The sequence below is a fragment of the Candidatus Arcticimaribacter forsetii genome (assembly GCF_910589745.1).
Classification (GTDB): domain Bacteria; phylum Bacteroidota; class Bacteroidia; order Flavobacteriales; family Flavobacteriaceae; genus Arcticimaribacter; species Arcticimaribacter forsetii.
Window position 1 is genome coordinate 493,677 of record NZ_OU342399.1, and the last position, 24,738, is coordinate 518,414.

At 34.6% G+C, this 24,738-nt stretch carries 20 protein-coding genes; 12 read left to right on the forward strand and 8 right to left on the reverse strand.

Features of this window, described 5'->3' with window-relative positions; translation table 11 throughout:
• Positions 1-5 precede the first annotated feature (5 nt).
• From NG655_RS02280 to NG655_RS02325, 10 genes are all read left to right on the forward strand, one after another.
• Positions 6-1,412, forward strand: a complete 1,407-nt coding sequence (locus NG655_RS02280) for a RagB/SusD family nutrient uptake outer membrane protein (protein ID WP_252157734.1) — start codon at positions 6-8, stop codon at positions 1,410-1,412.
• A 62-nt stretch (positions 1,413-1,474) separates the two neighbouring features.
• Positions 1,475-2,389, forward strand: a complete 915-nt coding sequence (locus tag NG655_RS02285; RefSeq protein WP_252157735.1) for a PKD domain-containing protein — start codon at positions 1,475-1,477, stop codon at positions 2,387-2,389.
• A 15-nt stretch (positions 2,390-2,404) separates the two neighbouring features.
• Positions 2,405-3,364 (forward strand): polysaccharide lyase family 7 protein, encoded by a 960-nt coding sequence (locus NG655_RS02290; RefSeq protein WP_252157736.1) that lies wholly within the window; start codon positions 2,405-2,407, stop codon positions 3,362-3,364.
• A 77-nt stretch (positions 3,365-3,441) separates the two neighbouring features.
• A complete protein-coding gene (locus NG655_RS02295; RefSeq protein WP_252157737.1) occupies positions 3,442-4,134 on the forward strand; it encodes a FadR/GntR family transcriptional regulator in 693 nt (230 codons plus the stop codon).
• Between the two features lie 696 nt (positions 4,135-4,830).
• A complete protein-coding gene (locus NG655_RS02300; protein ID WP_252157738.1) occupies positions 4,831-7,962 on the forward strand; it encodes a SusC/RagA family TonB-linked outer membrane protein in 3,132 nt (1,043 codons plus the stop codon).
• 10 nt (positions 7,963-7,972) lie between these two features.
• A complete protein-coding gene (locus NG655_RS02305; RefSeq protein ID WP_252157739.1) occupies positions 7,973-9,310 on the forward strand; it encodes a RagB/SusD family nutrient uptake outer membrane protein in 1,338 nt (445 codons plus the stop codon).
• A gap of 321 nt (positions 9,311-9,631) precedes the next feature.
• The gene (locus NG655_RS02310; protein ID WP_252157740.1) at positions 9,632-10,918 is read left to right on the forward strand and encodes an MFS transporter; all 1,287 of its coding nucleotides are present in this window, start codon (positions 9,632-9,634) and stop codon (positions 10,916-10,918) included.
• A gap of 28 nt (positions 10,919-10,946) precedes the next feature.
• Complete coding sequence (locus NG655_RS02315) at positions 10,947-11,711, forward strand: SDR family NAD(P)-dependent oxidoreductase (protein WP_252157741.1); 765 nt, start codon at positions 10,947-10,949, stop codon at positions 11,709-11,711.
• A gap of 283 nt (positions 11,712-11,994) precedes the next feature.
• The gene (locus NG655_RS02320; RefSeq protein WP_252157742.1) at positions 11,995-13,035 is read left to right on the forward strand and encodes a sugar kinase; all 1,041 of its coding nucleotides are present in this window, start codon (positions 11,995-11,997) and stop codon (positions 13,033-13,035) included.
• A gap of 8 nt (positions 13,036-13,043) precedes the next feature.
• Positions 13,044-13,712: a bifunctional 4-hydroxy-2-oxoglutarate aldolase/2-dehydro-3-deoxy-phosphogluconate aldolase gene (locus NG655_RS02325; RefSeq protein WP_252157743.1), complete on the forward strand. Its 669-nt coding sequence runs from the start codon at positions 13,044-13,046 to the stop codon at positions 13,710-13,712.
• 59 nt (positions 13,713-13,771) lie between these two features.
• On the opposite strand, the gene NG655_RS02330 is transcribed toward NG655_RS02325, so the two are convergent.
• From NG655_RS02330 to NG655_RS02365, 8 genes are all read right to left on the reverse strand, one after another.
• A complete protein-coding gene (locus NG655_RS02330; protein WP_252157744.1) occupies positions 13,772-14,644 on the reverse strand; it encodes a hypothetical protein in 873 nt (290 codons plus the stop codon).
• A 73-nt stretch (positions 14,645-14,717) separates the two neighbouring features.
• Positions 14,718-15,542 carry an enoyl-CoA hydratase-related protein gene (locus NG655_RS02335; protein WP_252157745.1) on the reverse strand — a complete coding sequence of 275 codons (825 nt, stop codon included), beginning with the start codon at positions 15,540-15,542 and terminating at the stop codon, positions 14,718-14,720.
• A 10-nt stretch (positions 15,543-15,552) separates the two neighbouring features.
• Entirely contained in the window at positions 15,553-16,959 is a 1,407-nt protein-coding gene (locus tag NG655_RS02340; RefSeq protein ID WP_252157746.1) for an MBL fold metallo-hydrolase, read from the reverse strand.
• Positions 16,960-16,999: 40 nt separating this feature from the next.
• A complete protein-coding gene (locus NG655_RS02345; RefSeq protein ID WP_252157747.1) occupies positions 17,000-18,757 on the reverse strand; it encodes a SulP family inorganic anion transporter in 1,758 nt (585 codons plus the stop codon).
• A 69-nt stretch (positions 18,758-18,826) separates the two neighbouring features.
• A complete protein-coding gene (locus tag NG655_RS02350; protein WP_252157748.1) occupies positions 18,827-19,453 on the reverse strand; it encodes a Crp/Fnr family transcriptional regulator in 627 nt (208 codons plus the stop codon).
• Positions 19,454-19,724: 271 nt separating this feature from the next.
• The gene (locus tag NG655_RS02355) at positions 19,725-20,696 is read right to left on the reverse strand and encodes a tocopherol cyclase family protein (protein WP_252157749.1); all 972 of its coding nucleotides are present in this window, start codon (positions 20,694-20,696) and stop codon (positions 19,725-19,727) included.
• A 4-nt stretch (positions 20,697-20,700) separates the two neighbouring features.
• On the reverse strand, positions 20,701-21,429 hold the full coding sequence (locus tag NG655_RS02360) for a DUF6503 family protein (RefSeq protein ID WP_252157750.1): 729 nt from the start codon (positions 21,427-21,429) through the stop codon (positions 20,701-20,703).
• The gene (locus NG655_RS02365; RefSeq protein ID WP_252157751.1) at positions 21,429-22,664 is read right to left on the reverse strand and encodes a mechanosensitive ion channel family protein; all 1,236 of its coding nucleotides are present in this window, start codon (positions 22,662-22,664) and stop codon (positions 21,429-21,431) included. Before NG655_RS02365 ends, NG655_RS02360 begins: the two co-directional genes overlap by 1 nt.
• 105 nt (positions 22,665-22,769) lie before the next feature.
• On the opposite strand from NG655_RS02365, the gene NG655_RS02370 reads away from it, so the two are divergent.
• Together NG655_RS02370 and NG655_RS02375 are read left to right on the forward strand one after the other, a co-directional pair.
• Positions 22,770-23,429 (forward strand): SGNH/GDSL hydrolase family protein, encoded by a 660-nt coding sequence (locus NG655_RS02370; RefSeq protein ID WP_252157752.1) that lies wholly within the window; start codon positions 22,770-22,772, stop codon positions 23,427-23,429.
• 3 nt (positions 23,430-23,432) lie between these two features.
• Complete coding sequence (locus NG655_RS02375) at positions 23,433-24,698, forward strand: kynureninase (protein WP_252157753.1); 1,266 nt, start codon at positions 23,433-23,435, stop codon at positions 24,696-24,698.
• Positions 24,699-24,738 lie beyond the last annotated feature (40 nt).

Below are 24,738 nucleotides of genomic sequence, written 5' to 3' on the forward strand. Positions count from 1 at the left end.
ATATTATGAAACAATTACAAATTTTAACACTGGTTTTGTTAGGAGCATTTGTTTCTTCTTGTGAGGAGGATTACTTGGAGCCAGCACTTACGTCGGCTATCAACGGATCTAACTTTTACTCTAATGCAGAGCAAGTAGAATCGGCTGTTATTAACATGTACGATGGTTTACAGGGAGTTAATTCTTCATCTGGAAACGATAATCACGCTACTCAAATTGAGTTTTATATCACAGAAATGCGTTCTGACAATACAAGAACAAAATCAAGTGAAGGTGAAGCAGCTCAATTCGAAAGCTACGATGTTCAAGCAACAAATGGTATAGTTGAGGATTATTACAGAAGTTTTTACAATGTAATATTCCGTGCTAACACGGTTTTAGCAAACCTTTCTGCAGCTGGATCATCAGCTGATCAATTCGAAGGAGAAGCTAAATTTGTTCGTGCTTATGCTAACTTTAACTTAGTTCGTTTATACGGAGCTATTCCTTTAGTTACCGAACCAATTAGTCCATTAAACACTGAAGTTGCCTATACTCGTGCATCAGTTGCAGATGTTTATGCATTAATCGTAAGCGATTTAACAACTGCAGCAGCTAATTTAAATAACGATTACCGCACGCGTGCATCTCGCTCGGCAGCTCAAGCATTACTAGCTAAAGTTCACTTAACATTAGGAAACTATGCTGACGCTCGTTCATTATTAGAAGCAGTTGTAACTTCAGGAGGGTACTCTTTAGAGTCTAACTTTAGCGATGTATTCTATGACGAAGGAAACTCAGAAACTATTTTCGCAATCGGTTATTCACCAGGAGGTTTAGATAGTCAAAACTTTTCTGCAGAATGGCTAAATGCTGTTGGTAGAACTGCAGGAGTAAACTATGTAACGGCAGATGTTCGTGCTGCATTCGAAGATTTCGGAGGAAATCGTTCAGCTGTTTCATTCAGACAAGACGCAAGTCAGCCAAATCAATATCAAGTAGCTAAATATTTTCCTAACGGAGAATTAGACGCACCTTACGTTGCTGACCCGACAAAAGCGGGTAACGACTGGATCGTATTGCGCTTAGCAGATGTTTTATTATTACATGTAGAGTCAATTATGGCAGGTGCAAACGAAACTATTGATCCAGCGGCTTTAGCTTCTTTTCAAGCAGTTCGTGATCGCGCAGGTTTAACAACACCAGTGACCATTGTTACTAAAGATCTTTTGTTAAATGAGCGTCGTGTAGAACTTGCATTCGAGAACCACCGTTTATTTGACCTGATGCGTTTAGGTGTAGCACAAGATGTATTATCTGCTTTTTCAACTGCAAATGGTTATGGTTTTACAAGTACAGATATTTTATTACCAATTCCTCAGAGAGAGATTGGTTTGAGTCTAGGAGCTTTAACACAAAACCCTGGATATTAATCTATAGTTAAACACAATATGGGCTTGGATTTATTCGAGCCCGTATTTAAAAAAACAACCTTATGAAAATATTGAATAACAATACACTAAAATCAATGAACTTACCGTTCGTTCTTTTAGTTAACTTTCTTTTGCTAGGAGCTGTTTCCTGTGAAAAATTTGAATTGCCAGAGGCAGGGTCTATTGAAGATCTTACTCCACCAAGTGCTAATTTTAGCGCTGTGGGAACAGAAGATTATTTAACATACAACTTTTCTAACACTTCAAAGAGTGCTACAGATTATGTATGGACGTTCCCTGGAGGATCATCTTCTACTGCTAATGAGCCTAGTTTTACCTTCCCATCAGTTGGGACGTATACTGTTGCGTTAGAAGCTTCGGATAAGAACCTTTTAAGTGATACCTATTCTGCACAAATTACGGTAGTAGAGCCACCAATTCCACCGGCTATTGCACCAGAAGTAATTAATGGAGATTTTGCTGATTCTAGCTATGATGCTTGGAAGATAGCATCCTTTACAGGAGGAACAAGGAATCCATATAATGGAAGTAGTGATGGTGAAAACCTTAACTATGACGGTTCAGACAACGGAAGTAAAACTGCTGGAGCTAAATGGACAAACGGTACAAAAGCAATTCCTTTAACAAGTTCTTCTCGTTTTGCATATCAGGCACATACAATTTCTCCTGGTCGTGATTATTTCATTGAGTATAGCTATGCTGTTAAAACAGGCGGAGCAGATACGGACCGAGTTGTAGTATCAATTTTACCAGGACATTATAGCGAAGGACAAGACGCTTTAGCCGCTACCCCAATTGTTGAAGTGCCAAGTACAGCCATTCTTGGTAAAGGGAACTTTACGTTAGCTAAAGAGAGATTTACAGCTCCAGAGAGTGGATTAATAGCTATTTGGATGTATGGTGTTTCTACCGTAGATTCTTATATTGACAACGTTAAACTTTATCCAGCAGATTAATTTCAATTTAGGTAAATGAATAGATATTCTCTTAGAAGCATTTTCTTGTTGATCTTGTCTTTTAGCTTTTTATTCGCCTATTCAGGTTCTAAAAAAAGTGATATTGGTTTTAGTAAACTCGAATTAGATCAAGCTGAGAGAGAATTAGTAAATAGTCAGGACAGTGCTTCGGCTGAAATGCCAGCCGAAAGCACTAGTTCTACTACTACACCAACACTATTACCGAATATAGATTTAAGTAATTGGAAAGTTACACTACCTATAGGAAATCCAACTTCAGTAAGACCTCCTGAAATATTAGATTACGCTAATAACGAGACTTTAAAGCCGTTTTTTTATAATGATAGTACAGACGGTTCCTTAGTTTTTTATGCATATCCAGCAAACACTACTGCTAACTCCTCTTATTCAAGAACAGAGTTGCGGGAGCAAATGGTTGCCGGGAGTGATCATACAAACTGGACCTTTGCACAAGGTGGTTATATGCGCGGAGTCTTATCTGTTCCAGAAGTTTCTATAGCAGAAAATGGTAAACCACACAAAGTTATAATCATGCAAATTCACGGTCGTTTGACCGATGAGCAGCGCGATTTAATCGGAGAGGATGATAATAACGCACCACCAATATTGAAGATCTATTGGAATAATGGTCGTGTTCGAATCAAAACTAAAGTTGTCAAAAACCTAAACGCAACTTATGAAGAGCTTCTTCATGAAAGCGCATGGGGAGACGACGAAGGATATACGATTCCAGTAGACGTTGGTCATGATAAGTTTACACTCGAGGTACTGGTTTCAAATGGTGTAATGGAGATTATTTTTAATGAATTATATTCCATAGTATACAACAGTGTGCACATTCAAAAGTGGGGAATATTCGAGAACTACTTCAAGGCAGGAAATTATTTCCAAAGTCGGGACGAAGGTTCATTTGCTCGTGTTAAATACTATGAATTAGAGGTTAATCATAATTAAAGTTTTGAGAAAATAAATAAAAAGTTATCTTCACAGGAATTTTATTAATAAATTCAAGAAGTTTATAAGTAATAATTATGATAATAGAAAGTGAAATTCAAAGCACAAAAAAGAAGATTATATCTGCTTTGAAAGACTTAATTAATCAAAAAAATCTTGAGCCAGGCGATAAGCTCCCATCTGAGCGTATGCTGTCTGAACGTTTTAATGTTTCTAGAGGTAACTTACGAGATGCTCTTCAAACTTTAGAATATTATGGTCTTGTAAAATCGATTCCACAGAGTGGAACTTTTATTGCGGACATTGGTATTACTGCCATGAACGGAATGATAGATGATATCCTGGGATTGCCTTCACCTCATTTTAAGGAGCTGGTAGAAGCTCGAATATTTTTGGAGTTAAAAGCTGTTAAATTAGCAGCCCTAAGAAGAACAGCCGATGATTTAATTCATATAGAAAACGCTTTAGCAGATTATTCTGATAAAGTAATTCGTGGAGAAGATGCAGTACAAGAAGATTTACTGTTCCATTTAGCAATAGCACGTGCCAGCAGAAATGCTACCCTAAACACGTTTATGCTTAAAATTACCCCTGAAATAATCAACAATTTCGAACAGCATCATGTTTGTGATAAAGACACTGCTTTTAAAGGAATTGAAGAACATAAAACAATATTAGATGCAATAAAAAATCAAGATCCTTTTGCAGCAAAAGAAGGTATGAAAAAGCATTTCAAGGATCTTTATCAGTATTGTTATAATGTAGATTAATATTCATCTCATTATAAAAAAGAAATTTAGTATTCTATCATTTTTAGCTTAAGATGATTAAGCATCTATTGAATAGATACAATACAAGTCGGAAAAGAAGATCACTTTATGTATCTCAGCAAACACCGACAATTATATCCCAAAAACTGCGAAAGAATCTACAATGAATCTTTCGCAGTTTTTTTTGCTCTTTAATAGCTGCTTATTGATTATTTAATAATTTCGGACTCTAAATAATACTAAATTGTTAAGTTCAGTAGGCTCATTTTGTCAATTTCATTAAAAATTTCAATTCACTTTAATTTTTTTTTTAACAGTTATAAACAAAGAAAAAATTACGAAATCCCCTGTATATAATAGCTTTTTGAGATATTTTATGTTCATCTAACTTGTTTTTACATAAGAACTAGGATCCTTTTTTTTTCTTCCATCATTAGGATGATTCATTTTTTTGTTTACATTTGGAAAACCAATTTGGTAAACCAATCTGGTTTTCCAAATTAAAAACATATAAAAAAAGCGGAGTTGTACCTGTCTTTTTTGCTTGTTTCACTTAATAAGAAGTGAAATAATTAAGGCACTGCCAAAATTGTGATACACGAAAATATATTTTCTGTATCCATTTTTGTGCGATTATCTCTTTTAAAGAGATGAAATAATTATTTACTATATATATCAAAATTAATTAAACAATCTATGAAAATTAAATCACACTTATCACTGTTGTTTGTTCTACTGAGCGTAGTCTTTGGATTTGCTCAAGCACAAACCAGTGGAACAGTAGCAGATGCAAATGGTGAACCAATACCGGGAGCAACTATTATTGTTCAAGGAACAAGCAATGGAACAACTTCCGACTTTGACGGTAACTTTTCTATTTCTGTAGAAAATGACCAAAACTTAGAAATTTCTTATGTTGGTTACACTACACAAATTATTCAATTCACAGGTCAAGACACTATTAGTGTTGTATTAGAAGAAGATCAAAATGAATTAGATGAAATCGTGGTAACAGGTTATGGTACACGTAAAAGATCTCAATTAACTGGTGCAGTTGCTAAAATTGGTGGTGGCGATGTTGCTGCTGTTCAAGCTGCTCGTGTTGATGATGCTCTTGCAGGTAAATTATCTGGGGTATTAATTCAGAACCAAGATGGTTCTCCTGGTGCTGCTCCAAAAATTCAAATTAGAGCTGCTTCATCTATTTCAGGTGCTTCTAATCCTTTAATAGTTGTAGACGGATATCCAATTTCAGGTGGTATTCAGTCCGTTAACCCAAATGATATTCAAAGTATAGAGATCTTAAAAGATGCTGCTTCTGCTGCAATCTATGGTTCTCGTGGTGCGAACGGGGTTATCTTGATTACTACTAAAAAAGGTAAATCTGGAAAAGCTACATTTAGCTATAATGCTTACACTAGCTTCTCAAGCAAATACAGAGAAAACATTCTTATGTCTGGACCAGAGTGGGCTGCTCATTCAAGAGCTCAGATCGCTGCTGGTAATTGGACAAGCACTGTTAATACTCAGGATGCTGCATTCTTAGAGTACAGATTAAATGCTTATGAAAATTCTCCTGGTGCAATTAGCCCAGAAGATTGGTTATTCCAAACAGGTCAGTCTAACAGCCATGACTTTAGTATGAGTGGTGGAACTGATGATGTAAATTACTTTGCTTCTGTTGGATACCAAGACATCGAAGGTGTTGTAATTACACAAGGATTTGAAAGACTTAACTTCCGTGCTAGCGTTGATGCTAAATTAAACGACAAGTTAAAAGCTGGAATTAACGCGAACGGATTCTCTTCTAAAAGAGATATTCTAGGGCATGACATGAGAGATCTTTTAAGAGCTTATGGTGTTCACCCTATTTATCATACAGCTGAATCTATCGCATTTGTTCAGCAGTTAGATGCTCAAGCTCAAGCTTTAGGTTTATCTCCATTTGATAATGGATACAGAGGATCAGGTTATGAAGCTAGCAGTATTTTTGATTTAGAGCCGGGAATGGCAGCACAAGACTGGCACTACGGAAGAGCTAACAATGGTATTGGTGGTTCTGGAGATGCAGGTCCTGCAGCTAAATTAGATAATGTAGAAAGCTGGGAAAAATCTTATTTCGCTAATGTTAGTGGTTACTTAGAGTATGCTATATCTGATGACTTAAACGTTAAATCTGTATTAGGAGGAGATATTAGAGATACTCAATCGTATTCTCACAGATTAATTGGATATGATTCTAGAGCAAGAACTTCTCAAACGTTCATGAGACAGGATGATTTAAAATTAACTACTTTGTTGAGTGAAACTACTTTAAACTTTGCTAAAGTAATTGGTAGCCATGATATCTCTGCAGTAGCAGGTATTGAATACCAAACAACTAAATTAACTGGAAACAGTTTAAGAGGGGTTAATGTTCCTGACCAAGCTATCCTTAACTGGAATTTATTTGCTCCTGAAGACATTACTGTTACAGAGAGAAATGAAACAAGAGTTAGAGAAAGTGTTTTCGGTCGTGTAAACTATGCGTACGATGATCGTTTCTTAGCGTCAGTTTCTTTAAGACGTGATGGTGATTCTCGTTTTGGATCTAACAAGAGATATGAAACGTTCCCTGCAGTTTCTGTAGGTTGGAATATTCACAATGAATCTTTCCTTGCAGGTAACGAGACTTTAAGTCAATTAAAAGTTAGATTTAGTACAGGTTCATTAGGGACTACTTCTTTCTTAGGTTCTTATGATTCATTAAGTTTACTTTCTCCTTCGGCAACGATTTATGGAACTGGATACTTAATACCTTCAAACTCGCCTAACCCTGACTTAACTTGGCAAACAAATACTGAGACTAACTTCGGTCTTGATCTTGGAATCTTAAATAACCGTTTCACTTTAGGTGTTGATTACTATACATCTGATATTGAAAACATATTAATTAACCAAGCTCAGTCAGAAGTACTTGGAAACCCATCTTCTATTCTTAATGTTGGTGATGTTCAAAGTTCAGGTTTAGAATTTGAATTAACAGGAGTACTTGTTGATTCTAATGACTTTGCATGGAATATGAATGCAAACTTATCTACAGTTGATACTGAAATTACTTACTTAGGTGGTTTAGATGAATTACCACAGCAAATTTACGGACAAAGTGGACGTGGAGCTGTATTCAGAAACTACGTAGGTGGTGGAATTGGTGAAATGTGGGGATTAGAAACTACTGGTCCTGTTGAAATGGCTTATTTAGCTGATGGTACTAGACATCCAAACAACCAGTCTGGAGAATCTTATGTTGTTGACCAAAATGGTGACGGTGTAATCGACAGAACACGTACTGTTGCTGACGGTGGAGACTTAGTTAAAATTGGACAAAACACACCAGACTTTTACTGGGGTATGTCTCATAACGTAAGCTACAAGCAATTTGATGCTTCGATCCAATTCCAAGGATCTCATGGTGCAGAAGTTTACAACATTGACCCACTTTATTACGGATCTCAATGGGGAGGAAGATTATCTGGTTTACCAGCTGATAGTCCTTTAACTGAAAGAAATAGAAATCAAACAGATGCTATGATTCAAGATGCTTCATACATCGCGTTAAGAAACCTTACTGTAGGTTATACGGTTGATTCTACTTTAGTAGAGAGCTTAGGATTAAGTTCTGTAAGAGCATATCTTGCTGCAACTAATTTACTTTACATCATGGGAGATGATTATACTTCATACAACCCAGAAGGTGTAAAAGGTAATGATCCAACAATCTACGGTGCACAAGTTGGTGCAAGTCCGGTTGTTAGAAGTTTTACTGTAGGTTTAAATGTTAACTTTTAAATAAAAAAAAATGAAATATATATACATATTATTTGGATCGCTGTTTTTAATGACAGCATGTTCAGCTGATTTGGATCAATCACCTCCAAATTTAGCTAGCGCAGATTCTTTAACGGACTTTGAAGGTGTATTAAATGCAGCTTATTACTACCAATTAGCTAGTGTTACTCCATTAGCAGTTATGGCAGATTTTAGAGCTGATAACGCACGTATGCAAGAAGCTCCTTATACCGAGTTTGATACTTTTACTAGTAATTTGACTACAATGGAAGATCAGTTTTTTGGTCCTTTATATACAGCAATGTATAAGTCAATTTTAAGTGCTAATAATGTAATTGAAAATTCTACTGATGCTACTCAAGTAGCGGAAGCTAAATTCTTAAGAGCATTATCATACTTTAAGTTAGTAAAGTCTTTCGGAGCAGTTACAATTAATTTATCTGCTGCACCGAGCTTAACAGATACTTCTATCTTAGCTAGATCTTCTGCTGAAGAGGTTTACAACGATGTAATCATTCCAGATTTAAACGATGCTATTGCTGGTTTAGGAACTGCTATTGTTGACGGAAGAGCTTCTAAATATGCTGCACAAGCATTATTAGGAAAAGCTTACGCTGCAAAAGGAGACTACGCTAGTGCTGCTTCAAACCTTGCTACTGTTATAAATGGTGCTGCTGGTGCAGGTATTAGCTTGAAATCTAACTTCAACGAAATCTTCGGAGCTGCTTACGAGTCTGGCAATTCTGAAATTATCTACTCAACTCGTATTACTGGTTCTATCGTAGATGAGTATTCTTTTGGTTCTGATTTCTGGAACTGGTTTGTTGGAGATGATTCAAAATCTGATTTACCTGTAGACCCAAGTTTAGTTGCTGCATTTGATGCTAGCGATGCTAACGGTGGAGGAACTGACTTAAGAAGAGCAGTTACTTTAAGCGCTGACGGTTTAAAAGCTGTTAAATTTCCAAAAGATGGAGGTTTAGGAACAGAGCATGACTGGATCGAAATAAGATTAGCTGACGTTATTTTATTATATGCTGAAGCTTTAAATCAAACTGGATCTCCAGCATCTACTGTGTTAGCTTTATTAGACCCAATTAGAACTAGAGCTGGTTTAACTTCTTTAGTTGGAACTGCATCTACTCAAGCAGAGGTTAGTCAAGCTATTTCTAACGAAAGAAGACTAGAGTTAGCTTTCGAAGGTCACAGATGGTTTGATTTAGTAAGAACTAACTCAGTTGACGCTGCAATGGGACAATCAGTGAATAGTAACTATCACGTATTTCCTATTCCAGTATCTGAAATTCTTGCAACTGGTGGTGTAATCACTCAAAATGCAGGATACTAGTATATTGCGTTAATATTTAAGATTAAGCCATTATTACAGCTTCTCCATCTTTAGATTATATCTGATGTTGAACTTAATAATGGTTTAATTTTTATAAACTAGTTGTATTCATAGATTTAATTTGTACTAGGATAGATTATTGTTAAAATCATAATTTATGATAATTTTCATTTCTTTAATTATTTTGTTAAATAATTTATAAAAGAACGGAAATTGAAAATTGAAAAAGTATTTGTAAGTCTCAAAAGTGTATATTGTATTTTATTTGTACACAAATAATTCTGTACTATTAAATTAATAGTACATCCAAAAAAATTAAATATGAAAATCAGAGGATTACGATGGTGGATTATCATCTTAATATTTATAGCTACAGTTATAAATTATATAGATAGAACTGCTTTCGCATTATTATGGCCTGAAATGGGCAAGGATCTAGGAATGGATAATTCTGATTATGCCATAATGTTAAATGTTTTTATGGCAACCTATGCTGCAGGTAAATTTTTATCTGGAAAATTATATGATAAGATCGGTACTCGTTTGGGATTTGTTGTTTCGATAGTAGTTTGGTCTTTAGCATCAGCATTTCATGCATTTGCTAGAGGTTTAATTTCTTTATCCGTAGTTCGCGCCTTATTGGGGTTAGGAGAAGCAGGAAATTGGCCAGGTGCTGTAAAGAGCAATGGAGAATGGTTTCCAGTAAAAGAACGAGCAATAGCTCAAGGAATATTTAATTCTGGTGCATCCATAGGTAATGTAATTGCTCCCTTCGTTATTGTTTTTCTGTATGCAAATTTCGGATGGAAGACTACTTACATAATCTTAGGAGCAGTTGGTTTATTATGGGTTATTCCTTGGTTATTTTTAAATAAGTCTACCCCCGAAAAGCATCCCTGGGTAACTCAAGAAGAGCGTGATTTAATTCTAGCCGATAGAATAGATAAAGATGAACAAACCAGCGATGTAAAAGCAAAAAGTTTATCAGTAGGTAAAATATTAAGTTACAAACAATCATGGGGCGTTTTAATGTGCCGATTCTTTATAGAACCAATTTGGTGGTTTTTTGCAGGTTGGATGCCGATTTATTTAAACAAGACTTTTGAACTTAGTATTGAACAAATTGCAGGGACAATGTGGATTTCCTATTTAATGGCGGCTGCAGGTAGTATTGTTGGAGGATGGTTCTCTGGATTTCTTATGAAATCAAAGTCTGTAGATTCATCTCGAAAAATAACAATAGCCACGGGTGGATTATTAGTGTTTATAGGATTTGTTTCTATCATTCAATTTGTAGGGGAGAACAATTTCATGACCTTTATTTACCTAGCAGGTTTAGTTCTTTTTGGTTTCCAATTTGCAATAGGAAATGTACAAACAATATCAAGCGACTTATTTAGAGGTCCCTCCGTAGGAACTCTAGCAGGTTTAGCTGGAACTATAGCGGCGGTATCTCCAATGATAATGAATTGGTTTATCGGAAGAATAACAACAGAATCTTATACACCAGCATTTATAGCAATTACAGTATCGGTTATTTTAGGAGTTTTATCCATATTCGTATTGATAAAAACAATAGAACCTGTTCGAAAAACAATTACAGATTAAATAATAATAAATAAAAGAAAGTAAAACAATGAGTAATTCAAATAATAAAGTAGCCTTAGTAACTGGTGCAACCGGAGGAATCGGATTTGAAGTAGCCAAGCGATTAGGCCAAGACGGATATACAGTAGTATTAAACGGTATTGAAGACGAAGCAGGAGCAGAGCGTGTAGCCGAGCTAACCGCAGCCGGTATTACTGCAGAATACTATGGTTTTGATGTAACCAAAGAAGAAGAAGTAACCGCTAATATTACTGCAATAGGAGAGAAGTACGGAAAGATAGATGTACTAGTAAACAACGCAGGTGGACTAGGTGGACGTCAACGTTTTGAAGAAATGACAACAGACTTCTATCGTTTTGTAATGGCATTGAACTTAGATTCAGTATTTTTTGCATCAAGAGCATCAATACCTTTCCTAAAGAAAGGAGACCTTCCAACGATCATCAACTACACGTCGAATGCAGGATGGAATGCAGGAGGTCCAGGAGCAGGAATCTATGGGACTTCAAAAGCAGGAGTTCATGCAATTACACGAGCATTGGCGAAAGACTTAGCAGAATACGGAATCCGAGTAAACGCAGTTTCACCAGGAACAATCGATACTCCATTCCATGCACAGATTAAGTCTACAAAGCCAGAGGTTTTTGCTTCATGGAAGAACAACATCATGTTAGGACGTTTAGGTCAACCAGAAGAGGTAGCTTCTGTTGTATCGTTTTTAGCAGGAAAAGATGCTGCATTTATAACGGCAGAGACTGTACAAATTGGAGGAGGTCAAGCATTAGGAATCTAAGCAAACACCGACAATTATACCAAAAACTGCGAAGGAATCTACAATGAATCTTTCGCAGTTTTTTATGAATAGATAACTGATAAACAATTTTTTAGAGAATCAGTTAGTGGATTCATTTTTTTTAGTACTTTTGGTAAACCAATTTGGTAAACCAAATTAACGCCCTATTTTTAAAATGATTTCATTTTATTTTAAATAATTTCATTTTGTCTTATCGCAAAGTTTACAATTGATCTGACTTAAAGTATTTTTGAAAACAATAAATATAAACTGAATAATAAAAATGAAAAAAGTAGTCACTTTTGGGGAAATCATGTTACGATTAGCTCCACAGAATTTTTTAAGATTCTCTCAAGCAAATAGCTTTGATGCTGTTTATGGAGGAGGAGAGTCTAATGTAGCAGTTTCACTAGCTAATTATAACGTCCCAGTTGAGTTTGTTACTCGTTTACCTAAATCTGATATTGGCCAATGTGCTCTTATGGAAATGAGAAAACGCAACGTTGGTACAAAACATATAGTTGAAGGTGGTGACCGATTAGGAATATACTTCTTAGAAACAGGTGCTGTAAGCCGAGGAAGTAAAGTAGTATACGACCGCGCTAATTCTGCAATGTCTGAAATAGAACCAGGAATGGTAGATTGGAGTGAAGTTTTTAAAGATGCACAATGGTTCCACTGGACTGGAATTACTCCAGCAATTTCTCAAAGTGCTGCAGATGCATGTCTTGAAGCAGTTCGTGTGGCTAGTTCAATGGGAATTACAATTTCTACGGACTTAAACTACAGAGCTAAACTTTGGAACTACGATGGTGATCGCGAAAGCATCATGACTGAATTAACTTCTTACTGTGATATTATTCTAGGAAATGAAGAAGATGCAGAGATGCATTTCGGAATTAAGCCAGAAGGATTAGATATTACTACACAAGGAGAAGATGTTAAAGCAGAAGCTTTCTTATCTGTTTGTCAGCAAATGCAAGCTAAATTCCCAAGAGCTAAGAAGGTAATTACAACTCTAAGAGGTTCAATTTCTGCTTCACACAACACTTGGGCAGGAGTTTTATACGATGGAGAAAAAATGTATGAGAGTGCTCAATATCAAATCACACACATTGTAGACCGTGTAGGTGGTGGAGACTCTTTCATGGGAGCTTTAATCTATGGATTAATTCATTACCCAGAAGATGACCAAAAAGCATTAGACTATGCTGTAGCAGCATCTTGTTTAAAGCACACGATTAAGGGAGACGCTAACTTAGTGACTATACCAGAAATTGAAAAACTAATGGGTGGAGATGCCTCTGGGCGTGTTGCTCGATAATATATATTATGGCACAATATACAAGACTAGAAGTAGTACAGCAAATGAAGGAATCTGGTATGGTTCCTTTATTTTACCACGAAGATATAAAAGTAGCAAAGTCTGTTTTAAAGGCATGTTACGATGGTGGCGCTCGTTTAATGGAGTTCACAAGCCGGGGTGATTTTGCAATCGAAATATTCAATCAATTAATTAAGTATTCTATAGAAGAACTCCCTGGAATGATTTTAGGAGTTGGATCTGTAACGGATGCAGCAGCAGCTTCTCAATATATGCTGTCAGGAGCTAATTTTATTGTAACTCCAGTATTTAGAGAAGATATCGCAATTGTATGTAATCGAAGAAAAGTTCTTTGGTCTCCGGGATGTGGTTCTTTAACTGAAATAGCTACTGCAGAAGAAATGGGATGTGAAGTTGTAAAGCTTTTCCCTGGAAGTACGTATGGACCTGGATTTGTTAAGGCGATTAAAGGCCCACAACCTTGGACTTCTATTATGCCAACAGGTGGTGTTTCTACTGATGAATCTAACCTTAGAGGTTGGTTTGACGCAGGTGTAACTTGTGTTGGTATGGGATCCCAATTGATTTCTAAAGATATTTTAGCAAATAAGTCTTATGATGAATTATCGAAAAACGTGAAAGATACGTTAGCATTAATTCAAACTTTAAAAGGCTAAAAAATACTCATTTCAATTCATTTAATTGAAATTCTAATATAAAGTCAGAGGTTACGAGTTTATTCTTCTAGTAGAAAACTTTGTTCCTCTGGCTTTTTTGTATTCCCTGCTTTTTGATTCAGTTTTATTATCCCTCCAAATAAAATATTTATTTGGGAAAATAAAAACTTTTGCTTTGCACCATCACTATTTGAAGCAGTTGTTTTTATGTCTGGAAGATTTATATATCCTCCCTTTAGTTCACTCTGAATAAAAAACTTTTGAAACAGCGTTAGATTTAAACCAGTCACAAGGTGTGTTCCAAAACCAGCCCAGTGCCAATCGTCATTTCGTTCAAAATTCAAAAAAGCAGCATCTGTTTTAGGCATATATCCTCCAATCCCAGCTCCAAGTTGTCCATTAAGCTCTATGTTTTTTAAAGCAAATAATTGGGTGTGTTTTCTGATTTCAAAATTTACATAATTCAAACCGTCTGTGTGTTCTAGTTCAAGAAACCCGGGTTCAATAATTACAGGAGTCTTATTGTAAGTGCCATCATATGACGTTCCCGTTTCACTAATAAAACCATCCGCATGTACAATTTGATTTTGATCAACTACATATTTCATATGGTCTATACCAAAGGAAATATCCCAGCGGTTTTTTATAAAATACCCAACCCTAACATTGTATTGTGGCTTTGTTAGTTGAAGTGGGTGGAAATATGTTTTTAAATCAAAAGGAGAAGGCCTGTCTTGAGCTGTAACATCTTTTAAGCTTATGTCGTAAGAATTCCCTTTAAATTCAATATCGGAGTCTGTGTAGGAGCTCCAGTTCCATCCCCAGTAGATGTATAAATTGTTTTTTGAAAGAGCGTTTCGGTCACTTGGTGACTGAGCAGCTATTTGTGATGCTGTTAATAAAAATAAAATACTCCAAAAATATTTTTTCATGAAATAATAAAGTTCTTAAAACAAATTAAAACTTTACAAATCTAGATAAATTTATGGTTCCTTAGATCTTGATTTAATTCCAGTTTGGCTTTCTTTTTTCTAGAAAAGAACTCAATCCTTCTTTGCCTTCTTCAGATTCCCGAACGTTAGCAATTACATCTGCGGTGTAATCAATTACACCATCATCGATGGCTTGATTTGCTAAGTTTAATAAAATAGCTTTTGTAGTTTCCATAGCCTGAGGAGCGTTTTTAGCTACTTTAAGGGCTATACTTTCTACTTCTTGATAAAATGAATCCTCCTCAAGGATAGCATTTAAATATCCACATGCTACAGCATTCTTACCTTTCATTACCTCTGCAGTTAGCATAAGGCGATGCGCGTTTCTGAGACCAATCGCTTTCATAACGTAAGGAGCAATTGTAGCAGGTACCATACCAATTTTTACTTCGCTTAAACATATTTTGGTGTTTGGTGTACCAAAGGCCATATCACAGCAGCAAACTAGTCCTACTCCTCCTCCAAAAGCAGCACCATTTACCTGTGCAATAGTTGGTTTAGGGAATTCATTTAATGTAAGCATTAAATTGGCCAGGTTGAGTGCATCTTCTTTGTTTTCTTCGAATGAGTTATTACCCATTTCTTTCATATAATTGATGTCTCCACCGGAACAAAAGTTTTTACCTGCTCCAGTTAATACAACTACCTTAACATCGTTGTTTGTTTCAGCCTCTTCAAGTATCTCTGTAAGAAATAAAATTTGACTAGAATTAAAAGCATTATGTACTTCAGGTCGGTTCATTACCAAAAACAAAACACCTTCTTTTGATAAGAACTGTTGAACACTTTCTTTAGGTGATCTATTGTTTAAACCCTTTTCTTTTAAATGCTCTATCATTTTATAGTTCTTATAAAGTACTAGGACAAATATAGTCTGTAATTTCGATCCCAGTGTCTTTAATAGCTGCAAAACCTCCCTGAACATCAATTATGTTATGAATACCTCTGCTTTTTAAGATCGATGCAGCAATCATGCTTCTATATCCGCCAGCACAATGAATATAAAAATTTTCTTTCTCTGGAAATTCATTGAGGTGTTCATTTATAAAATCCAAAGATGTATTTTTCGCTTGTGGGATATGTTCAGAAATATATTCGTTAGGCTTTCTCACATCAAAAATAGGACTATTTTCATCGATGTTATTTTTAAAAATATCAGCACTTATAGAATCGACCTTATCAATTTCTTTACCTGATTTTTCCCATGAACTAAAGCCACCCTTTAATGTTCCAATAGTATTATCAAAACCAACTCGAGACAATCTAGTTATTGTTTCTTCCTCTCTTCCTACTGGGGTTACCAATAAAATAGGCTGTTGAATATCTCCAATTAAAGCACCTACCCACGGAGCAAAACCACCATCTATTCCAATGAATATTGAACCTGGAATATGTCCAGCAGCAAAGTCTTTTTGGTTTCTTACATCCAGAATGATCGCTTCCGAGTTTTTAGCATGTTGTTCAAAAGCAGTAACATCAAATTCTTGAGCACCTCTTTTAAGAACTGCTTCGAAATCTTCGTAGCCTTCTTTATTTAATTTTACATTTAATGGAAAATATTGGGGAGGAGGAAGTAGTCCGTGAGTTACTTCTTTTATAAACTCTGCCTCGGTCATATCTTCCCGAAGTGCATAATTAGTTTTCTTTTGGCCCCCTATAGTTCCTATGGTTTCTTTACTTAAATTTTTCCCGCATGCAGAACCAGCACCATGAGCTGGATATACAATTACCTCGTCCGAAAGCGTCATGATCTTCGTTCTCAAGCTATTAAAAAGCATTGCTGCTAGTTGATCTTGAGTCATATCTGCTGCTTTTTGAGCTAAATCTGGACGTCCAACATCACCTAAAAACAAAGTGTCTCCACTAAAAATCGCATGATCTTTTCCTGCTTCATCTTTCAATAAGTAAGTTGTGCTTTCTTGCGTATGACCAGGGGTATGCAGGGCAATGATGGTAACACTACCTAATTTAAACTCTTGACCGTCGTGAGCAATTATAGAATCGAATGTTGTTTTAGCAGTAGGTCCATAAATAATTGGAGCTCCCGTTTTTTTAGATAAAGTTACATGCCCACTAACAAAGTCTGCATGAAAATGGGTTTCGAAAATATATTTAATTTTCGAATCGTTTTTCTCTGCTTTCTTTAGGTAAGGTTCTATCTCTCTTAAGGGATCAATTATTGCAACTTCTCCATTGCTTTCGATATAATAAGCGCCTTGTGCTAGGCAGCCTGTATAGATTTGTTCTATTTTCATTCGGGTTATTTTAATGTTAGTCTAAAATGATTCTTCAAAATTAAGATTCATTTGTATTGTTTTTGGTAACATTAGTTACTGTTAAGTTTTGGGTTGATATTTTTCTTTGAATTCCAGATACTATATTTCTTTCTGAGAAAGTGTTAACAGCTTCTGAAGTATTTATGAATAAATTATCAGCACCAATTATTGTAATTAGTTTATGATTAAAAATAATATCCCGTATTGGACCAATTGCCCCAGTAATCATTATTTTAATTTTAGTTTCTTTCAAGTCAGTACATACTTTTTCGAGCATGTTAAGTGCGCTAGAATCAATGTAATTTATTGCTTCAGCATTAATGATAATCAATTCTAGTTCTGCTCCTTTAATTTCTACTTGTTTAAGTAGTTCTTTTTTGAAATAATCTTGATTACCAAAAAATAGCTGTGCATCAAATCTAAAAATCAGAATACGTTTATCAACCGTAATGTCTTCTTCAAAACGATTTACATTTTTATAATATTCTGTATTTTTTATTTTCCCAAGAATTGCAATATGAGGTTTCGAGGTTCTGAAAATCATTGTCAATAAAGAAAGGAGAATCCCTATTACAATACCTTGAGGGATTCCTACTGTCATTGTAATTATAAAAGTAATTAGGAACGCCAAGCATTCATCTCTATTTTTTTTCCAAAGTTGTATTGGATATTTAATATTGATGAGACCAAAAATAGAAACCATAATAATAGCGGCTAATATTGGTATTGGTAGATAATAAAAAAGAGGTGTAAGAAATAACAATGTTAATAAAACAAGTGCTGCACTAAATAAGGAAGCTATTCCAGATTTTGCTCCACCCTGATCTTGAATAGCAGACCTAGAAAAAGAAGCTGTTGTTGGGTAGGACTGCACAAAAGATCCAATGATGTTTCCACTACCGACAGCAATTAATTCTTGGTTTGGATCTACTTGATATTCCGTGTGTTTTTCTTCAATTGCTTTTGCAATTGAGATGGCCTCAGTAAAACCAACCACAGCAAGTGTAATTGCTACAGGAAAAAGGTCAATTATTAATTGTTTATCTAATTTAGGCATTCCTATTTTAGGGAGGCCCACAGGTATTTCTCCAACAATTTTAATTCCTTGTAGGTGCCACTGAGTAAAGTACATTACAATTGTACCGAGGCTTACAACAATTAAAATAGCGGGTATTTTTTTATTTATTTTTTGAAATACTTTTATTAAAATAATCCCGACTAGACCGAGTCCTAAACTTAAAAAATGGGTCTCAGAAAAGTTTAAAATTACTTCTTGAAACAAAATATGAATTTTGTTGGTTTGTTGCATATCAACTCGAAGCATATGTTTTAATTGGCTTAATCCGATGATTAATGCTGCAGCTGATGTAAATCCATTTAAAACAGGTTTTGACAAGAAATTAGCCAAAAAGCCTAGTTTTAAAACGCCTAAAATAACTTGAATTATACCCACAAAAAAAGCAAGAAATACAGCTGCTAATATGTATTCTTCTATACCTACAATGCCAATTGCACTAATTCCAGCAGCTACAATTAAAGAATCCATTGCAACAGGCCCAATAGAAAGCTGCCTTGAGGTTCCCAATAATACATATATAATTTGAGGTGTCATAGCAGCATATAAGCCAAAAACAGGAGGAAGTCCGGCTATCATTGCATACGCCATTCCTTGTGTAATAGCTAATATTCCGGCAGTGATGCCTGAAATTGCATCACCAAAAAGCATTTCTTTTCTGTATTTAGGAAGCCATTGCAGTATTGGGAGAAAAATTTTCAAGAGTATTTTTTTTACAAAAGTACATTATCTTATGCTATTGAGTCTGTAACTCAAGTTACCAACTTAAAATTAGAGTAGCTTAACTTTATTCCTTTCTATAGAAATAGCACCTTTTTTTTCAAGTGTTTTTAAAAGCCTTGAAATTACAACTCTTGAGGTATGTAATTCATATGCTATTTCTTGATGTGTTTTATGTATAATTCCGTCCTCTGAAATTCTTGATTTCTCTTCTAAATATTTAATAAGTCGTTCGTCCATTTTAAGAAAAGCAATACTGTCTACCGTTTCTAAGAGGTCTTTAATTCGATGATTATAACTCTCAAAAACAAAATTCCTCCAACTTTTAAATTGTGCAGTCCACGATTCCATTTTTTCAATGGGTATCATAATGAGAATGGTATCTGATTCTGTAACAGCAATAATTTCACTTTTTTGATTCCCTAAACAACAACTAAGAGTCATTGCACAGGTTTCACCCCGCTCAAGATAATAAAGAAGTAGAGAGTCACCCTCTTGGTCTTCTCTCATTATTTTAAGCGTACCAGAGAGCACCAAGGGCATGCTTTTTATGTATTGTCCAATATGCATTAGTTGGGTTCCAGAGGCAACTTCTTTTATTATGCCCACACGTTCAATTTCTGAAATTAAAGCTGCTTCAAATATAGAACCGTAGTTTTCTTTTAGTTTATCAATCATAAGTTCAATATACAAACCAAAGTGCATATATGAAATTGATGTATCGTTTTAAATGAACAAAAACAGTCAGTTTTATTAAAGAAGAGTACCTTTGAATAGGTTTTGTTTATGAATGTAAAAAACTTTAAAGAAAAATTAAAAGAATTACCCGGGCTTGTTAAAAAAACGAGTCCCAATAAATTTTACCCTTTATTGGTGGCCTTGTTCCTTTTGCCTGGCGGATCGTTCCTTTGTTTATTTGCACTTTATCTGAGGTTTTTTAAAAAGTAATTTACTTCAATAAAACCTTGAAGTTTCCTGCAACTTCTAGACCAGCAGAGAAGCCTGTGTCTTCCAACAAAACAATATTTGATTTTTTATTGGTTAGCTTAACTTCTATTTGGGCGTTCATACTTTCTTCTATTCTTGCATCCATAAAACCAGCTATTGGAGCAGCAAGTGAAGTTGCTTCTTTTCGTTTAGCTAAAATGTAAAGGGAGTGTTTTTTGTTTTCCATTTCTAAACAAACTTCTTTACTTGAAATAGAACACTTTTTTAATTTAGTTCCGTTATAGGTCGTAAATTCGATTAGTTTTCCGTCAATTAAAACTCCTGCAATATGCCCAATAAACGAAGAGCCAAGCCATGGAATTTTTGCTATTGATGCTTTTATTGAAACTCCAGGTTTACTAAAATGGTTGCTTTGCATCCAAACATATCCTTCTGGAAAAGAATGTCCCCAATCTTTTTCTGTATATCCTCTTCCGTTATCAAAGGATAGTTTTTTGTTTTTGTATTCTAAAGTTCCCTCAATCTCATGATCCATACTTAGTATTCCATGATAACATTCCATAAAAGGAACAAATGAAAAAGGGCCCATGATATTGGGTGACAGGATACTTGAAGACCATGGATTTCTTTGTTTAAATTGTAATTTACCTTTTAGATTAGGTAAGTCTATTTCGATAGAATTTTCTGTAAAGCGATTTTTTTTTATGGAAAGATTGTGTTTCCTTGGTGTTGGCTTAAAATCATCTGCCAAAAATTTATGATAGGAAGCTTCTAGATTTTTTCCATCTAAAACTTGAATAAACGCTTGTTTATTTCCTTTTTTGTCCATTGCAATTCCAGGAATAATGGCAAGCTTGTGTTCTTGATTTTCAGAGATAATTTTGTAATACCAGCCTTCAAAAAATTTTTTATTCTTTCCCCATCCATGATAACATTCAGGGTTCCATAAAGAGTGGATTCTTTCTCGAAACATTTAATTATTTAGTTTCAGATTTAAACAGAAAATCTGTTCCAAGATATTTGTTGTCGTTGTTATAATACCATGCTCTATTCTTCGGGATTATTATTCCTTTAATTTCTGTTTCTTCCGATAATAAAATATACTCTCCATCATTTTTTGATTCCTCATGAAAAAATTGATAAATTTCAAGAGCATAAGTTTCAGTGTTCAAATAAAAATACCAGCGGTCTTTACCAACTTCTTCAGTGTAATTCACTTGAACTACCCAATATTCTTTTCCTTTAAAAATTCGCTTTTCTGCTATTGGCTCAATAATAGTTCCTGGATCTTTAAGCTTCATTGGAAGGCCGTAGAGGTAAGTGTAATAATCACGTGTTCTTTTCGCTTGATCACAACTCAATCTATACTTTTTTTCATCTTCTAAACTAAAGTCTTTACTCCCATTCAAAAGAACACTACAATTTCCATTTTCCAATTGTTGCGTAATTATATTGGAATCTCTATTGAAGCTGTTTTTGAATATCCCCTTTTGAAAATCAAAATCAATAGTGCTAATTCTATTCTCTCTTTCCGGTATTTCCATGGTTATTTCTAAGGTCCCAGAAAATGTTGCCCAATTGTTATTGGGGTCATGATATTCAATACTTTTATTAATTAGTTCGTTTCCGGTAAATGTTTGACCATTTGTAAAAAAAGAAAATAAAAGAAGAAATGGTACTATGAAATTAGAAGGTTTCTTTGTCATTATAATTTTGGGATTATTGGTGAAAATTCGAAGCATTCCAAATGGAAGTACTTAGTTGAGGCGAGTAAATGATCAAATATATCAGCAACAATAGACTCATAATTTTCCCATTTCTTGTCTGCACTAAATACATAAATTTCTATAGGAACACCTTGCGAAGTTTGAGCTAATTGTCTGCACATTAAGGTCATTTCTTTATTGATCATCGGATGATCCTTAAGATATGCTTCTGCATAAGCTCTAAATAGTCCAATGTTGGTTAGATTGCGACCGTTTATAAGTAAAGATTTATCAGCATTAAATTTAGAATTATAATTTTTTATATCCTCTTCTTTAGATTGAATAATACCCGACATTAAATTAATTTTTTTGAGGGGATTTAGTTCATCGTCTTCTAGGAACCTAATGCTTCCTACTTTAATAAGAATCGAACGTTTTATTCTTCTACCACTAGATTCACTCATTCCTCTCCAATTAATAAATGAATCGGATATTAATTTATAAGTCGGAATTGAAGTTATTGTGTTATCAAAGTTTTGAATTTGAACAGTAGAAAGACTTATTTTTACAACCGTACCATCTGCGTTATTATTCGGCATACTTACCCAATCTCCAATTCTAACTGTATCGTTTATTGTTATTTGTACACTAGCAACGAATCCAAGAATGGTATCTTTAAATACAAAAAGTAAAACAGCAGAAAGTGCTCCTAGGGTGGTTAAGAATGTTCCAATATCCGTTTCCGTTAATATAGATAAGATTATAATCCCTCCAATGAACCATAAAAAAATCATTACCACCTGAATGTAACTGTCAATGGGTTTGTCTTTAAAAGAATTAAGTGTTTTTAAATAGTCTCTAACAGATTTTAAAAGAGATCTAATTAGCGCTATTACTACTATAATGGTTACGGCTTCAAAAACACGTGGAATCCAATTCTGATTTTCAAAAACAGTAGGTATTACTTTACTTAAAAAAAATAAAGTTGGGAAATATGAAAGTAACTTAGGGATCTTGTGCTCGATTAAAATGTCATCAAAAGTGCTTTTAGTCTTTTTTGTGATTTTAGTAAAAGCACCAATAATTAATTTTCTAGAGATCCAAAAAAGTAAAAGCGACATAAAAAGGTACCCTAAAAGGATACAACTTGAAGTTGCAATATCAGCAAGATTTGAGTTTAATCCACTTTCTGAGAGTTTATCAAAAATTAAGGATCTTATTTTAGAGCTTTGCATTGATTTGATTTTAATGCAAATTACTATTTTTTTTCAAGCTAACTTGTGCTTTAGAAAGTTCTTAAAACAATAGAAATCACTATTTTTAAATAACATTTAGAGGACATGATCAATAAATTCTTTAATTTAATTTTAATATTACTCGTAGGTTGTTCTAGTCATGAGCAAAAACCTCCCAAATTATACCTCGCTCTTGGTGATAGTTATACCATTGGTGAAAGTGTTGAAGTATTTGAAAGATGGCCAAACCAATTAGTTTCGGAATTAAATAAAAATTCAATTGTTTTTGAACAAGCTAAGATAATTGCAAAAACCGGCTGGACTACTGGTGAGTTGTTAAATGCTATAGAAGAACAACAAATCGATGAATCATATGATTTAGTGTCTCTTATGATTGGAGTTAATAATCAATATAGAGGTTTAAGCATAGAGAATTTTAAAGAGGAATTTACCGTTCTATTAAAAAAAGCAATAACGTTTAGTAAAAAAAACGAAACTGGGGTAGTCGTTCTCTCCATACCAGATTGGGGGGTAACTCCGTTTGCTTCGGATCGAGATCAAAATAAAATAGCAGAAGAAATAGATCAGTTCAATTCGGTAATCAGTCAAGTATGTTCGAACTATAAGGTATCCTATATTGACGTAACCGAGATTTCAAGACAGGTAACTTCTCAGCCTAATCTTGTAGCTCAAGATGGATTACATCCGAGTAGTATTATGTACTCCTTATGGATCAAAAAAGTGTTAAACTACATTACAAATTAATTTATGATTGATCTAAAGCAAGCGAATTATTTAGATACTCAGGATGTATTAAAAACATTTAGAAAAGAGTTTTACCATAATTCTAATGAAATATACTTAGATGGTAATTCTTTGGGTAAACTTCCTGTAAAAGCAAAAGATTCTATTAATAACGTTGTGGAAAATCAGTGGGGTCAAAACTTAATACGAAGTTGGAATGATCATTGGTTAAGTTTATCTGCTAGAATAGAAAGTAAATTAGCAACATTATTAGGAGGAAGTCCCGATGAATTAAAAGTAGGAGAGTCTACATCGGTTAATTTATATAAATTGATTCATGCCCTTCTTTCGAGCACGATCGTTCCAAAAAACCTAATAACAGATTCTCTAAACTTTCCAACTGATGTTTATATAATTGAAGGTCTTGCAAAGCAATTTCATTGCAACCCGACGACAATTGTTTCTTACTCCAGTGATTTAAAAGCGGATTTAAATCTTCTCAAAAAAGAAATAAAGGAAAATCCAGGAATCGTTTGTTTAAGCCTAGTTTCTTACAAGAGCTCCTGGTTATATCCCATGAGAAGTTTAAATGAATATGCTGAGGAAAACAACAGTATTATTGTTTGGGACCTTAGCCACGCCGTAGGGGTGGTTGATGTTCATTTTAAAGAAAGTAAAACAAAAATAGCTTTAGGTTGTACTTATAAATTCTTAAATGGAGGTCCAGGTGCTCCTTCTTTTATATACATAAAAAAAGACCTCATCTCTAGATTAAACTCTCCAATTCAAGGTTGGTTTGGACACGAAAGACCTTTTGATTTTTCATTGCCTTTTATACCAGCAAAAGGAATCAATAGATTTGACGCTGGCACCCCACAAATACTTTCCATGGTAGCAATGGAGGCAGGAATAGACTTGACAATTCAAGCAGGAGTAAAGCGTATACGTCAGAAAAGTCAAGCACAAACTCAATTTTTAGTTGAATTGATTAATTTAAAGTTACATCCCTATGGTTTTGAGATAGAGACCCCTTTAAACTCGAATGAACGAGGTTCCCATATTACTTTAAAACATAAAGAATCATGGCGTATCTGCAAAGCTTTAATAGTTGGTAAGGCAGCAGGTATAAAAGTGATTCCAGATTTTAGACCACCTGATTATTTGAGATTAGGGGTCGCTCCGATCTATACCTCTTATCTAGATTTATTTTTAAGCGTAGAGCGTATTGAGCAGATAATGCAGAATAGAGAATATGAAGACATAAGCTCAGAAATGCCAACGGTAACCTGATAAATGGAATTTAACTACCTTAGTGAAATACATTTAAATT